The sequence below is a fragment of the Microcoleus sp. N9_B4 genome (genome assembly GCF_036701635.1).
GTDB lineage: Bacteria > Cyanobacteriota > Cyanobacteriia > Cyanobacteriales > Microcoleaceae > Microcoleus.
The window spans coordinates 1-14449 of sequence record NZ_JAUBRC010000009.1; the positions used below are offsets into that span (position 1 = coordinate 1).

Annotated in this window: 12 protein-coding genes; 4 read left to right on the forward strand and 8 right to left on the reverse strand. The window is 45.9% G+C overall.

Translation table 11 applies throughout. The features are described from left to right. Positions 1 to 562: 562 nt before the first annotated feature. From QUA43_RS08115 to QUA43_RS08150, 8 genes are all read right to left on the reverse strand, one after another. Positions 563 to 799 (reverse strand): hypothetical protein, encoded by a 237-nt coding sequence (locus tag QUA43_RS08115; RefSeq protein WP_333372593.1) that lies wholly within the window; start codon positions 797 to 799, stop codon positions 563 to 565. Between the two features lie 240 nt (positions 800 to 1039). Continuing rightward, a complete protein-coding gene (locus QUA43_RS08120; protein ID WP_333372595.1) occupies positions 1040 to 2323 on the reverse strand; it encodes a sodium:proton antiporter in 1284 nt (427 codons plus the stop codon). Between the two features lie 159 nt (positions 2324 to 2482). Next, positions 2483 to 3625 (reverse strand): sensor histidine kinase KdpD, encoded by a 1143-nt coding sequence (locus tag QUA43_RS08125; RefSeq protein ID WP_333372596.1) that lies wholly within the window; start codon positions 3623 to 3625, stop codon positions 2483 to 2485. 153 nt (positions 3626 to 3778) lie between these two features. Further along, positions 3779 to 4408 carry a K(+)-transporting ATPase subunit C gene (gene kdpC, locus QUA43_RS08130; protein ID WP_333372598.1) on the reverse strand — a complete coding sequence of 210 codons (630 nt, stop codon included), beginning with the start codon at positions 4406 to 4408 and terminating at the stop codon, positions 3779 to 3781. Between the two features lie 41 nt (positions 4409 to 4449). Continuing rightward, positions 4450 to 4719, reverse strand: a complete 270-nt coding sequence (gene kdpF / locus QUA43_RS08135; protein ID WP_333372600.1) for a K(+)-transporting ATPase subunit F — start codon at positions 4717 to 4719, stop codon at positions 4450 to 4452. Positions 4720 to 4849: 130 nt separating this feature from the next. Beyond that, on the reverse strand, positions 4850 to 6943 hold the full coding sequence (gene kdpB, locus QUA43_RS08140; RefSeq protein WP_333372602.1) for a potassium-transporting ATPase subunit KdpB: 2094 nt from the start codon (positions 6941 to 6943) through the stop codon (positions 4850 to 4852). Positions 6944 to 7021: 78 nt separating this feature from the next. Continuing rightward, entirely contained in the window at positions 7022 to 8782 is a 1761-nt protein-coding gene (gene kdpA, locus QUA43_RS08145; RefSeq protein WP_333372604.1) for a potassium-transporting ATPase subunit KdpA, read from the reverse strand. Further along, a complete protein-coding gene (locus tag QUA43_RS08150) occupies positions 8767 to 9102 on the reverse strand; it encodes a TrkA C-terminal domain-containing protein (protein WP_333372606.1) in 336 nt (111 codons plus the stop codon). The genes kdpA and QUA43_RS08150 overlap by 16 nt, the downstream gene beginning before the upstream one ends. 292 nt (positions 9103 to 9394) lie before the next feature. Here QUA43_RS08150 and QUA43_RS08155 point away from each other — a divergent pair, with 292 nt between their 5' ends. From QUA43_RS08155 to QUA43_RS08170, 4 genes are all read left to right on the forward strand, one after another. Then, a complete protein-coding gene (locus QUA43_RS08155) occupies positions 9395 to 10495 on the forward strand; it encodes a HAMP domain-containing sensor histidine kinase (RefSeq protein ID WP_333372608.1) in 1101 nt (366 codons plus the stop codon). Continuing rightward, complete coding sequence (locus QUA43_RS08160) at positions 10492 to 11184, forward strand: response regulator transcription factor (protein ID WP_333372610.1); 693 nt, start codon at positions 10492 to 10494, stop codon at positions 11182 to 11184. Before QUA43_RS08155 ends, QUA43_RS08160 begins: the two co-directional genes overlap by 4 nt. Positions 11185 to 11420: 236 nt before the next feature. Continuing rightward, positions 11421 to 11684: a DUF4347 domain-containing protein gene (locus QUA43_RS08165; protein WP_333372914.1), complete on the forward strand. Its 264-nt coding sequence runs from the start codon at positions 11421 to 11423 to the stop codon at positions 11682 to 11684. Positions 11685 to 11850: 166 nt separating this feature from the next. Continuing rightward, positions 11851 to 14449 (forward strand): choice-of-anchor Y domain-containing protein (locus QUA43_RS08170; protein WP_333372612.1); only part of this gene is annotated, 2599 nt, incomplete at its 3' end.

Genomic DNA, 14449 nt, shown 5'->3' on the forward strand with positions numbered 1-14449 from the left:
TTCTTGTTCCCCCCCTTAGCAAGGGGGGGCTAGGGGGGGTCGAAGAGTGTTGCACGATTTTAGAGAAATGGTATTAGTATGCCAGTTGCCTAAGTCCTGAATATAAGAGGTTGCTGTCGTAGTAGAAGTTGAGCGCTAACAGTTCTGGTTATTTGAAAATAACCAACAGAGTATGGAGGAGAGAACAGGCGAACTGTTAAACCCAAACGATACAGAAAGCAACCGTTTTTTGGAGTAGCAAGCAAATTGAACCTCCAACTTACACTTTTAGTTAGTTGGGATGGCAGATATTGTCCGGTCGCTCGCACATTGGGATCTTACCCAGTTAGAGGGCTGTTTTAAGAGTTATTAACCAAACGACCGAATTAACAGCCAACAAAAAGGTATAAAAAATATAGATTGATGGAGCGCAGATAGCTCGACCTAAAGAAGGCACTTTAAGTGTTTTCAAAAAACCGAGCGGGTGAACTAGACCTTCCGGTATAGAACGGGTCTTAAAACTTTCATCTAAGGCGCTTTCATCATTCAAGAATTGGGTAACTGCATTGACTCTTTGTATGTGCTAAAATTGCACCCTCCAGTAGGTTGCTTCTAAAAACCAGAAACCAAAAATTATAACGTATCCCAGCGGAACCAACGCATCTATTTTGTTGGCAAACCCCCAACCAATCAACGCTACCCAAATGGTAATTGCCGCAGTTTTTAACTGCAGCAAAATTGTATTGAAGTTAGCTATTTTTTTCTCTAGTTCCTCTGCTCCTTTTTGCAGCATTGCTAGCTGAAATTCAAATCGATCCATGTTTGATTCCGCGAACGTTTATATTAGAGTTAGCCCAAAAATTATAATCTTCTTTTCTTTCGGTGTCGTTAGAGAACTTCGGCTGACGCACCCTACAAGTCGATTTTAGATTATATAGTAAGGTGCGTCAGCTCCCGAAATTCCCGATCGCCGTTAGAGAACTTCGCCTGACGCACCCTACAAGTCGATTGTTGTGTGACAGTTGCGTCCAGAACTATTAAAGTCACGCACCTTACTGAATTAAATTAAATCTGGTAGATCAGGTTTGATTCGGCGCTCGTACCAGTTCATTAACGGGGTGGAGCTGATGCCGTGTAGAATCACAGAAAGTACGATGGTTGTAAAGGTAATCCAGGCAATTTTTTCTGCGGTTTCGCCTTTCAAACCGTGACCGAAAGCATAGGTAAGATAATAGATAGAACCGACGCCACGAATCCCGAACCAACCGCACAGCCAGCGGCTGGCGGGATGCAAAGGACTGCCGATCGTACTAATCCAAGCTCCCACAGGCCGGATTAAAAAAATTAACAATCCAGCTACTAAGAGAGAGTAGCCTCCATAAGCCAACATAGGTTCTATGCGGAGGAGCGAACCTAATAGTAAAATAGTTGCTACTTCCATTAACTTTTCTATGCGCTCGATAAAGTGCAGTTGGGAAAGCGGCTTTTCTGGATTGCGGTAACTCCGCTGCGCGACAATTCCTGCTACAAAAACTGCGAGAAATCCGTAGCCGTTGACTACTTCTGTGAGGGAATATGTAATCAGAATTGTGCTGAGAGCAATGAAATCTTCCATTAATTGATCTGCCGCTTGATAGCGTTGGAGTCGGCGATCGATCCAGGTGACAGCTTTAGCTACTAAAATACCCATAACGATAGCTGCGCCAATCGCCCAAATCAAGTCAACTGCCACCCACTGCGAAAACCAGTTCTGCCAGTTGTTATCTTTTAGCGCATAAATGCCGAAATAAACAAAGGGAAAAGCTAAAGCATCGTTTAAACCGCCTTCCGATGTTAAACCAAAGCGCAATTCATCGCGATCGTCTATATTTGCTAACTGAACTTCTGAGGCTAAAACTGGATCTGTGGGAGCGAGAATTGCTCCCAGTAAAATCGCCGGGGCCCAATCTAATTTTACAAACCAATGACCGACAGCGGCCACCGCAAAAATAGAAATTGGCATTAAAAAACCGATCAGCCGGGCTGTGGAATTCCAAGCCCAAAATTGCAGCGGGCGGTTCATTTTTAAGCCACAACTAAACAGAGAAACAATAACTACAAATTCTGTAAGTCTTTCTATAAATTGAGCTTCGGGACGCAAGTTAATCAGCTTGGAGCCGTAGGGGCCCAATCCGATACCGACAACTAGATAAATTAAGGCATAAGATACAGGGAATCGCGCAATCCATCCGGAACCCAAGGTGACTGTCAGCAAAAGGATGCCAATGGCTAGCAAGTCGAGAATGTAAATATCCACCATAGCGATCGCACCTTTAATCAGGTTTACCAAGTGCGATTTTGACACGTAAAAGCTTCTGGGGCATCCACCGTCCGCTAGATTCAGCTCTCCTCCGAAAGTTGCAGTTTTTATGCTAAATGACTAACAACTAACAACTAATAACTCACAACTAACAACTAACAACTAACAACTAATAACTCACAACTACTGACTGCTGACTACTGACTACTGACTTTTTTCGGTAGCGATGATGTGCAAATCTACGTGTTTGAGCGATCGCACTAACTGTTGAGTCAAAGAACCCCGCAGTAGCAATTTCCAGCGGGATTGCTGGCTTTCGCCAATCACAATTTGAGTAATGCGATACTGTTTCGCTACATCGGAAATTGCTTTTGCTATATTCGGACTCTGCACCCGCAGAAATTGCCCGTTAAATTCTTGACAAAGCTTCTGGCAAGTTTCAACGTGCAAGCTTTCGGCTTTTGTTAAAAATCGATCGGGATTATCGACAAAAAGAGCGTAAAATGGGGCATTCATGTAGCTAGAAATTCTCCCACCCCGTCGCAGCAGTTGCAAGGAGTTCGGATAAGTCGAGAGGCATACTAATACTCGTTCGTGAATGTTGCAATGTTGACCTTTTAAAGTTGCTGCGTCATCTTCAACACTGTCTGCGACTTCTCGCAGGGCGAGTTCTCGCAACGCAATTAAATGACGGCGCTGGAAAAAGTTTTTTAAAGATTGTTCAATTTTTTCGGGAGCGTAGATTTTGCCTTCTAACAACCTTTCTTCTAAAGTTTCCGGCGTGACATCGACAACGAGTATTTCGTCAGCCTCTTCGAGGACGCGATCGGGAACTCGCTCTCGCACTACAACTCCGGTAATTCTAGCTACTAAATCGTTGAGACTTTCTATGTGCTGAATGTTAAGCGTCGAGAAAACATCGATCCCAGCATTCAGAATTTCTTCGACATCTTGATATCGCTTTTCTAGGAGAGAACCGGGAATGTTGGTATGAGCTAGTTCGTCTATTAATGCTAATTGGGGGCGGCGTGCTATGACAGCTTCTGTATCCATTTCTGTTAGAGTTTTTAGGCCTCGCTGCATTTGTTTTCGCGGCACTATTTCCAGTCCTTCGCCTTTAACTGCTGTCTCTTTCCGCCCGTGAGTTTCTAATAAACCGACGACGACATCAATGCCTTCAGATTTGAGTCGATGCCCTTCTTCCAGCATTCGGAAAGTTTTGCCGACACCGGGGGCCATGCCGATAAATATTTTGTGCTTTCCGCGGCGGGGCGTGCGATCGTAAGTGCGGTTAGGTTGGGCATAAACCGCGTCTGGATTGTTAGTAAGTTCGCTAGAGTGAATCATAGCTGAGTAGTGAGTAGTGAGTTGGCGGTTGTCAGTTGTCAGTTGTCAGTTGTCAGTTGTCAGTTGTCAGTTGTCAGTTAGCGATTGTCAGTTGCTACAAGTAACAAATAACAAATAACAAATAACAAATAACTAATGACTACTGACTGTCAACTATTGTAAACCGTCGAGAGCCAAATTCAGTTGGAGGACATTAACTCCTGGTTCGCCGAAAATGCCAAGAAATCTGCCCTCTGTATTTTTAGCTACCAACATTTCTACTTGATTGAGATTGAGCGATCGCACCGTTGCTATCCGCTGCATTTGCGATCGAGCTGCCTCTACGCTAATGTGCGGATCGAGGCTAGAACCAGAGGTGTAGACTAAATCAGCAGTCGGTTTGATACCAGCTTTGTTGAGGCGGTCTAATTCAACTTGCACCCCCTGAAAACCATCTTTTTCATTACCTCGCTTCAGTAGATCCAAGTTACTGGGAGCCAGGTTGCTAGCTCCCGAAACACCTGTTCTTTGACTGAAATTTTCTCCCTTTGTGGGGTCGTAATTTTCTGTCGCAAAGCTGCTGTAATTTGTCGTGCTGGGACGACCCCAAAAATATCTTTCTGAGGAGAAAGGTTGACCTATTAACGAGGAACCGACTACAACTCCCTGGTTAGTAATTAAGCTACCGTTTGCCTGGGAATTGAAGGCAATTTGGCCGATTACTAGCACGATTAAGGGATAAATAATGGCTGTAATTCCCCATAAAACCAGGGTAACGCGAATGGCTCTAATTATTTCTCTCATAAATTACCTGGCTCGGTTATTTGCTAATGGTTAAGTATTGACTAAAATCTTTCTGGCTGAAAGATGACTACAAACAAGTAAATAGAAAGGGCGACAATCACTAAACCCAAGAGACTTAAACCCCAGACAGCTTTTCGGGTCAAATCTTCACCCGCAGCCGCGTAAACAGCGGGGGCAATTATCGCATTGAAACACATTACCAGAAATAGCTGCACGGGGATTGGGTGGCGCTGCCAAAGCATTTGTGCTAAGTCAACAATTGCTTGGAAATCTCTGGGAAAAGTATCATTCAGCCAATCATTCCGTTTCATAAATTCTCCTTATTTTGGGAATAAATATCTGTCTTTCTCTTGGATATTTTTTTGGGAAAAATTGAGGCAGAGCCTGAGAACGAGATTAATCCGTGTATCCGTGTCAAAATCCGTGTCATGCTTTCCCGCTCTATGCTAACCCAACGGCAGCAATCAAAACATCAATAATTTTGATGGCAATAAACGGCGCAACTGCCCCGCCCAATCCGTAGATTAAAATGTTCCGCTGCAACAGTTGGTTGGCGCTCAAAGGTCTAAACTTTACCCCGGTTAATGCTAGGGGAATTAAAGCTGGAATAATCAAAGCATTGTAAACTAATGCCGACAAAACCGCAGATTGACCGCTGGCTAAACCCATGATGTTTAAAGCGCCAACCGGGGCAAACATTGCCGGAATAATTGCAAAATATTTTGCAATATCGTTGGCTAGCGAAAAGGTGGTCAGCGCGCCGCGAGTAATCAGCAACTGTTTGCCGATCGTCACTAAATCAATTAACTTTGTAGGGTCAGAATCCAAGTCCACCATGTTCGCAGCTTCTTTTGCCGCTTGCGTTCCCGAATTCATTGCCAAGCCTACATTTGCCTGGGCTAGTGCGGGTGCGTCGTTGGTTCCGTCTCCTGTCATTGCGACTAATTTGCCCTCGGCTTGTTGTTTGCGAATTACGTCGATTTTGTCCTCGGGAGTTGCTTCGGCAATGAAGTCGTCAACGCCTGCTTCATCGGCAATTACTGATGCTGTAATCCGGTTATCTCCGGTGAGCATAATGGTGCGAATTCCCATTTTTCGCAGTTGGTCAAATCGATCGCGAATTCCCGGTTTAATCACATCTTTTAAATAGATAATGCCGTAGGTGTCGCTGCCTTGACAAACAGCTAAAGGCGTGCCTCCCAAGCGGGAAACTCGCTCGTAAGCTGCATCAAGATCCTGCCCGAAATTGCCGCCGCGCGATCGCACAAAACCCTTCACCGCATCAACCGCACCCTTGCGAACCTCCGTCCCATCGGGCAAATCCGTGCCAGACATCCGCGTTTTTGCCGAAAAATCCAGCCCGGTTGCGTTAGCGCGATCGAAATTCACCGTTGCGCCCAATTTTTCGGCCAAACGGACGATCGACTTTCCCTCTGGAGTATCGTCAAACAAGCTAGCAGCAAGGGCTACACTCGCCATATCCTCCAGCGAGTGACCGTTTACCGGAATAAACTCCTCGGCTAAACGGTTCCCCAGCGTGATCGTCCCCGTTTTGTCCAAAATCAGCGTATTCACGTCGCCGCAAGCCTCCACGGCGCGTCCAGAGGTCGCTATCACGTTAAACTGAGCGACGCGATCCATGCCCGCAATGCCGATCGCGCTCAGCAAACCTCCAATGGTTGTTGGAATTAGCGCCACCAGCAGCGAAATCAGCGTCACCACGCCCACAGGGGTTTTCACGTAATTTCCCACGGGCGGAATCGTCGCAACCACTATCAAAAACACCAGAGTCAGCACCGCCAGCAGCACCGTCAGTGCGATCTCGTTCGGCGTTTTCGATCGTTCTGCGCCCTCCACCAGCGCGATCATCCTGTCCAAAAACCCCTTACCCGGATCGGCCATCACCCGCAGCGTCAGTTCGTCGGAAAGGATGCGCGTGCCGCCGGTAACGGAACTGGCGATGTCCGAACCCGGTTCCTTGAGCACCGGTGCGGATTCCCCAGTGATCGCAGATTCATCCACCGATGCGACACCTGCGATCACTTCGCCGTCGGCAGGAATGACATCGCCTGCGATCACTTTAATTTGGTCGCCGCGTCTCAGGGATGTCGAACTAACTTCTTGAATTGAACCGTCTGGTAGGAGTTTGCGGGCTGTTGTGTCGGCTTTGGTCGATCGCAGCGCATCTGCTTGCGCTTTGCCGCGCCCTTCCGCCACCGCTTCGGCAAAATTAGCAAATACCAAAGTGAAGAACAAAATTAACGTCACCAGACCGTTAAAAACTACCTGATTTTCGCCGGGAACCGGGCCGAACAGCGTCGGGTCGATCGTTAATAATGCAGTCACAATTGTGCCAACCCACACCACAAACATCACCGGATTTTTCAGCATCACCCGCGGGTTGAGCTTGACAAAAGCTTGTTTAAAAGCTCTTTGATAAAGGCCTTTTGTATTTGCTTTTGGCGTGTGCTTGCGAGACTCGCGAGAGCCTCTAGCAGGTTTTTTTGGGGAATCAGGGGTATGGGAAGAAGTCATATCGATTTGGGATTTTTAATGAACCACAGAGAACACAGAGAACACAGAGAAAAAGAAGAGTGAGGTTGAGGATTTTCGCTACTGAGGTGGAGGAGTTGGTGTTGCTAAAGGTGTTGTGGGTGCAGTTATCGGTGTGGGTTCAAATTTGCCGCTGCTAATTTCATATCCTTCGGCAATTGGCCCTAAAGCTAGAACTGGGAAAAATGTCAGCGCGCCCAGAATTATGATTACTCCTGCGGTGACGCTGGTGAACAAAACTGAATCGGTTCTGAGAGTGCCCGTTGTTTCGGGAACCAGTTGTTTGTTCGTCATGCTGTCAGCTAAAAGCAGCAGGGCAATAATTGGAACGTAGCGCCCCAACAGCAGGCTAAAACAGGTGCTTAAATTCCACCAAAGTCCGGTAGGTGCGGGTTGAGAGTCGGCCAATCCTTCAAAACCGGAACCGTTGTTTGCCGCCGCCGAAGCGTATTCGTACATCACCTGGGAAATGCCGTGAAATCCCGGGTTGCTGATGCCGCTCAAACTGTCGGTAAAGGCGAGGGAAATGGCACCGGGGATTAAAACTGCGATCGGGTGAATTAACAAAACAACGCTGGCTAAAACTATTTCTCGTTTTTCTATTTTGCGTCCCAAAAATTCCGGCGTTCTCCCCACCATCAATCCGGTGAGAAACACGCTCAAAATTGAGTAAATAAATAAGTAAGCCGTTCCCGTTCCTTGTCCGCCCCAAACGATTTGCAGAAACAAATTAAACAGAGTAGCAAAACCACCGGGAGGCATTAAAGAATCGTGCATTCCGTTGACAGCGCCGCACATTGTCCCAGTCGTAGTGACAGCCCACAGTGCAGTCTCTGCCCAGCCAAACCTAACTTCTTTGCCTTCTAAATTTGGTTGCTGCGAACCCAGTAAATTATTAATTTGAGGGTTGCCGCCGTACTCGCCAAACGCTGCAATGCCAATCAAGACAACGTAGATGACAAATACCATCCCAAAAATCAGCCATCCCTGCTTTTTGTTATTGGCAAATCTGCCGTAGGTGTGAATGAGTCCTGCTGGTATAGAAAGCATTGCTAGTGTTTCCAGCAGGTTGGTAAAAGGGTTGGGATTTTCAAAGGGATGAGCCGAGTTAATGGCAAAAAATCCGCCGCCATTTTCTCCGAGTTGTTTGATGCTTTCAAAGTGAGCAACTGGGCCGCGAGCAATTATTTGCGTGCCGCCTTCTAATGTACGGGCAACTGCCGGCCCTGCTAGGGTTTCTGGCACTCCCGACATTAGCAAAAGTAAGGCAATTATTAAAGAAAGGGGTAGCAATATCCTGGTGATTGATTGAATTAAATCGATGTAGAAGTTGCCCAGCGGGCGGCCAGTCAATCCCCGAATAAAGGCAATCCCTACTGCTAAACCGGTAGCGGCTGAGGTAAACATTAAAAATCCCAGGGTTAACTGCGATAGATAACTGACTGTTGTCTCGCCGGAGTAATGCTGTTGGTCGGTATTTGTGAGGAATGAAATAGTTGTGTGCAGCGCAGTATCCCAGGTTGGGGCACTTAGGCTGGTGGGATTTAAAGGCAGCACTCCCTGAAGCATGAAAATTAAGAAAACAAATATGCCCATTGCTGCATTGCTGTAGAGTAACGATCGGGCATACTGCCAACCTGTCATCGAATCAACCACACGGATATTGCCGGCGGTATAGATGAGTTGTTCTACAGGTTTGATGGCGGAGTCGAGGATGGTTTTTTCTCCCATGTACACCCGCGCCATGTATTTACCAAACAAAGGCGATATCGCTACTAAAATGATTAGCGTTAATGCGATTTGAATTAATCCTTGCAGCATAATTGAGCCAAAAAGTCCTCGTTGGATAAATACGCTTCACTACTTGGGAAAGGGCTTCTAAAAGAAGTCCACAAAACCGGGTGAGTTTTCTTCAAGGTAACATATAGTTCGGGGGCGACCGCCGAATTCAATGCTACTGCTAAGATGCAATCTCCGTCGTAGATCACCGGGTTTTCGCTAGCTAGAATTACTCGCCTTTTTCTTGCTAACCCCAAGCACTGGCCGCTACTGGGCAATTGTAGATCATTTAATGCCATGCCGCAATAACTGCTGTTGAATTGGATGGCAACTTGGATTAGTTTTGGTTTTGCAAAGCTCATATATGACTTCTACTAGCCACAAGATATGGTTGACTCTTACTAATTACTATACTTAAGGCTATTATTTTTGATAATCACTCTAGAGGTATAAGTTGGTGTTTACAAGTTTGTTGTTTTGTCCTATATTATTACTAATAGACAAATGTTTAGATAGTTTTCATGATCTATATTTGCAGATATAGATTATATCTAAACGCTATTTTTTTGCGCCACAATAGACAAGAGAGTTTTAAGAAAGATAGAAGGCAGAGAGTTGAGTGTAAATATAAAATTTAAAATGGATTAAATGAGGATGTTGAAAAGCTTATTGACAATAAAAAAAAATCTGGCAATTCAGGAGAAGTATTTGCGGGGGAGGTGGTCGATCGCAATTTTAGTTGCGATCGTTGTAGTGCTGGAATTTACTACGCCGTCGGAGTATCTGTTTGGGTATTTGTACACAGGGCCGATTTTATTGGCAAATTCGCGCTTGAGTCGGTTGGGTAAGTTGCAAATTACGCTGGTATCGGCAGCTTTGACGCTGTTAAATTTGTTTGTTCCTCCTGGAGAAACGATCGCCCTAGCGACAGTTGCAAATAGATCGATCGCAGTCATGGCCTTGGGAGTGACGGGATATTTGAGCGATCGCAACCAGCAGTACCAAGAGACGATCGCGATCGCTAAAGCTGAGTTGCAGTCACAGCAGCAGCTAGCCAGCATCCGAGAAGATTTTGTCTCTACTTTGAGTCACGACTTAAAAACGCCGATGCTGGGGGCGATTGAAACAATTAAAGCTTTTCAGTCAGCAAAATTTGGGAATGTCACCGCCAGTCAGCAAAAAGTTCTCGAAACAATGGCGCGATCGCACAAAATGTCTCTACAATTAGTAGAAACGCTGCTGGATGTTTACCGCAACGATGCCGAAGGTTTAAAACTGCAACTTGCGCCCGTAAATTTAGTAGCTTTGGCAGAAGAAGTAATTGCCACCCTCATAGATTTATCGGCAGCGCGCCGAGTTTACATTAATATGAGTTACGGAGAGTCAGATTTCCGTCGCTCTTTGTGGGTAAATGGCGATGCGGTGCAACTCCAGCGCGTTTTTGCTAATTTGTTAACAAACGGAATTAACCATTCTCCTCGCGGGGGCAAAGTAGAAATAATTATGGAATCTTATTCGAGTTATCAGGTGGTGAAAGTTATCGATAGCGGGTTGGGAATTACTGCCGATGAACTGCCCCACTTGTTCGAGCGTTTTTATCAAGGAAACGGCGATCGGCAAGCCAAAGGATCTGGATTAGGATTATACTTATCTCGCCAAATCATTGACGCCCACGGCGGTATAATTTGGGCAGAAAATAAATTGCCACACGGTGCTTTATTTGGATTCCGACTCCCAGCTATCCCACAGAAATGAAACCAGCTTATCCATTACGAATTCTCCTAGTTGAAGACGACGAACTGTTTCGTTTGGGGCTGCAAACCAGGTTGCAGCAAGAAAGTTGCTTGCAAGTAATTGCTGAAGCGGAAGATGGCGAAACGGCGGTAGAATTGACTCAGGAACACTTGCCAGATGTGGTAGTTCTCGATGTCGGTTTGCCTGGAATTGGCGGTATTGAAGCCTGCCGCCAAATTAAACAGCGACATCCAGCAATTCCGGTTTTAATTTTAACATCTCATTCGCAAAAATCCTTAATTGAAAGATTAATTGCAGCGGGAGCTCAGGGATATTGCCTCAAGGGAATTGCGGCGGAAACTTTAGTGTTGGCAATTCGATCGGTAGCGGCAGGTGCTTCGTGGTGGGATCAGGCCGCGACTGCGGAAATTAGGGCGGTTTTTGCTAATCCCGAACCTTTGAAAAATGGGTTGAAATCGGAACTTTTGGAGAATCCGCTGACGAAGCGAGAACAGGAAATCTTGGCTTTAGTTGCGGGGGGGAAAAGCAATCAGGAAATTGCACAAATATTGTACATTGCTCCGGGGACTGTACGGGTTCACGTGCACGCGATTTTGCAAAAGTTAGAAGTGCGCGATCGCACTCAAGCTGCTGTACTCGCAATTCAGAAAGGATTGGTAGCAGAAGAACTTTTGGTGATCGAACCTTAAACAGGCGATTTTTGTACTGGAATAGTCGGTTTTTGAAATGAATTAATTGCTAAATACGCCTCTATCAAGATGAATCTGTTGCAGCTTCACGGAAATTTAATATCAGTCTTGATTGTTAATTTTATTGGTCTCCTGACTATACGATACTACTATTGTCGATCAATGCTGACAACATTAATGAAGTTTGACATTGCACAAGTTTAACCTCAAGGCTAAGACGATGCAGAACTTCGTGCATTCTCTCCCACGACCGCCCCGCGAGTTTGCAGCTAGCCACGATCGATCTAAACTTGACAAATTTAAAAACTTATGCTCAACAATTGCAGCGTTGGTCGCGATCGCTGGCAGAAAGTGCAGAGATTTTGCTGTATGGGTGCGATGTAGCGGCGGGGGAGAAGGGCGTTAACTTTGTGCAGCAACTGAGTCAGCTAACCAAGGCAAAAATTGCTGCGTCTAGATCGCCGATCGGCAGTTCCGCAATAATCCAAGCTTTTGCTTGACACTGCTGGGCACTCCAGATATTATTTTAGTAAAAAAAATGACTTAAACAAGCCACTGTACGGACACCAATCTCAGTGTAATTAGGCAAATTAAATTTAACAGTGAAAAAACAGCGACAGTAGTTGACAGCTAATACATAATCATCTCAAATTTAGGTGCATCTAGATGGGACAGATAATTATTAACGAATTCCGACGGGCTACTGGAGACATTACAGGCAACGAGTATGCAGAGTTACTGCTAACTGAAGATTTAACAACAACTCAGCTTGAGAGCTATTTTGTGGGGGATTCAACAACTACAACATTAGCAAAATATTCTGCTTACAGATTTACTAATATGGCAAATATTGCTCCTGTGTTTAAAGCAGGAACAATATTTGCGATCGGCGGTTCGGCTGCTAATCAAGAGATTGCCTACAACCCCATACCATCGGGAACAAACAACGATTGGAACATTCGATTGAGTCCCGAAGGTGGATTTTTGACAAAGCTGCTCCCAGCCGGAAATTTTGATGGGGATTTCGCGGCTTCAGATGTTGTTTATGTTGATAATGCTAGCACTACAACTACCGATACAGTAGATTCGATCGCCTGGAGAACATTGGGGACACACGGAGCCTTTGGGAGTGCAGCTAAGGTGCAAATTCCAGCACCGATCAACGGGGGTATTGTCGAGTTTTCCAGCGCTATTGGCGGCGTGAACCAAACTGCTAATTATGCTGTAAATATTCCGGGTTCCTTGGGTTTGCCCAACGGCGGAATCAACACTATTTATATTAACAGTCTCCGCAACCCGCAGGTTAACATCGCTCCGACTTGGGCAGATCCTAATCTTAATCCGCCGATCGCAATTAATGAAGATATACCCAGCGCCGGTAACACAGGCTTTAGTATTTTTAACCTCACTAGCGAGTTAGGAAGTGATGCTAATGGCGATCCTTTGGGTGTCGCAGTCACCGCTGCAGACAATACTAACGGTAACTGGCAATTTTCAACTGACGGCAATACTTGGACAAATTTCGGCACAGTGTCGGAAAGTTCAGCAACCGTACTCGGCCCTACTCCTCTTTATAATGGCTTACTTGGTAACACTCCCACTGGTCAAAATTGGCTGTCTTTGACTAACTTAAATCTTGCTTCTCCTACCGCTACAGCTTCCGAATTTTTTAGCGGTAATGGAGTTAATTTAAACAGCACTGCGACCAATAGTATTTATGCTGGCTATACAAATAATCCTTTAAATCCGTCATTTCCCCCGCTCGATCGCACTACAGGCTTTAGCTTGTCTTTTAATCTCCAAATTATCTCGGAATCCCGCACTAATCAAAATCGGGCGGGTTTTAGCATTGTTGCCGTTACTAGCGATCGCAAAGCCATTGAAATCGGTTTCCAGCAGCTATCTGCAACTTCTGGCAATATCTTTGCACAAGGCGACGGCATTACTCCCAACCCAGGCGGACAAACCAACGGCTTATTTGTTACAGCAGAGAATGTTGCTTATAACACCAATATTGGTACTAACTACACTCTCAGAGTTCAAGGTGACAATTACTTTCTTTCCGATGGAAGCGATATCATACTAACCGGCCCACTGCGCGATTATTCAGGATTTAGCGACCAGATAGATCCTTACGAAACTCCTAATTTTCTATTCCTCGGTGACGGCACTACCTCGGCCCAAGCTAACATCAACCTGACGCGGGTTTCCCTGCAAACGCCTGCGAAATTTCGGTTTGTACCCAACCCAGACTATTACAGTGCCCCTGGAAGCGAACCAACAATTACTTTTCGGGGGTGGGATGGAAGTAACGGAGTGGGTAACGGTACTGCCGGCGTCAATGCTTCTGTTACTGGGGGAACAACGCCGTTTAGCACTAATAGTTTAACAAGTTCGATCGCAGTTAATCCAGTCAACGATCCACCTTCGTTTGTCAAAGGAGTCGATCGCACTCTCCGCAGCAACTCTGGGCCACAAACCATCCCCGGATGGGCGACTGCGATTTCTCCAGGCCCTGCCAACGAATCAGGACAAACTGTGGCTTTTCAAGTGGTGGGGAATGACAATGCTGCTTTGTTTAGTGTACCACCGGCGATCGACTCGGTGGGGACGCTAACCTTTACACCGGTGCCGGAGGCGATCGGCAGTGCTAATATCACTCTAAACCTGAGAGATAATGGCGGTATAGATAACGAAGGACTCGATACTTCTGACACCCAAGCGTTCATTATCAACCTCACCAATCCAGGCACATTTAACTTCAGTAACGTCAACTACAGCGTTAATGAAAACGGTCAGTTTGCCACAATTACCGTTACTCGCACTGATGCTACTAATGTGGCGGCTGCTGTCAGTTACAGTACAAGTAATGGAACCGCTAATGCTGGAATCGACTATAAGCAGACATCGGGAACTTTAAATTTTGGCATTGGCGAAACTGCTCAAACTTTCACGATTCCAATTGTGGATGATTCAGAGATAGAAGAGGATGAAACTGTTAATTTAAGTCTGAACAATCCCACTAACGGAGCAGATTTAGGAGCAATTTCTAGTGCTATTTTGACTATTGTAGATACAACTCCGACTCCGACTCCGACACCTGCAGAAACGCCAACTCCGACACCCACGCCTGCGGAAATTCCAACTCCGACGCCAACTCCGACTCCGACACCTGCGGAAATTCCAACTCCGACGCCGACTCCGACGCCTGCGGAAACTCCAACTCCGACGCCAATTCCGACGCCGACGCCTGCAGAAACTCCAA

Coding starts and splice junctions, on each gene's coding strand:
- QUA43_RS08115 (WP_333372593.1), bottom strand. CDS start 799: ATGGATCGATTTGAATTTCAGCTAGCAATGCTGCAAAAAGGAGCAGAG.
- QUA43_RS08125 (WP_333372596.1), bottom strand. CDS start 3,625: ATGATTCACTCTAGCGAACTTACTAACAATCCAGACGCGGTTTATGCC.
- kdpC (WP_333372598.1), bottom strand. CDS start 4,408: ATGAGAGAAATAATTAGAGCCATTCGCGTTACCCTGGTTTTATGGGGA.
- kdpF (WP_333372600.1), bottom strand. CDS start 4,719: ATGAAACGGAATGATTGGCTGAATGATACTTTTCCCAGAGATTTCCAA.
- kdpB (WP_333372602.1), bottom strand. CDS start 6,943: ATGACTTCTTCCCATACCCCTGATTCCCCAAAAAAACCTGCTAGAGGC.
- kdpA (WP_333372604.1), bottom strand. CDS start 8,782: ATGCTGCAAGGATTAATTCAAATCGCATTAACGCTAATCATTTTAGTA.
- QUA43_RS08150 (WP_333372606.1), bottom strand. CDS start 9,102: ATGAGCTTTGCAAAACCAAAACTAATCCAAGTTGCCATCCAATTCAAC.
- QUA43_RS08155 (WP_333372608.1), top strand. CDS start 9,395: ATGTTGAAAAGCTTATTGACAATAAAAAAAAATCTGGCAATTCAGGAG.
- QUA43_RS08160 (WP_333372610.1), top strand. CDS start 10,492: ATGAAACCAGCTTATCCATTACGAATTCTCCTAGTTGAAGACGACGAA.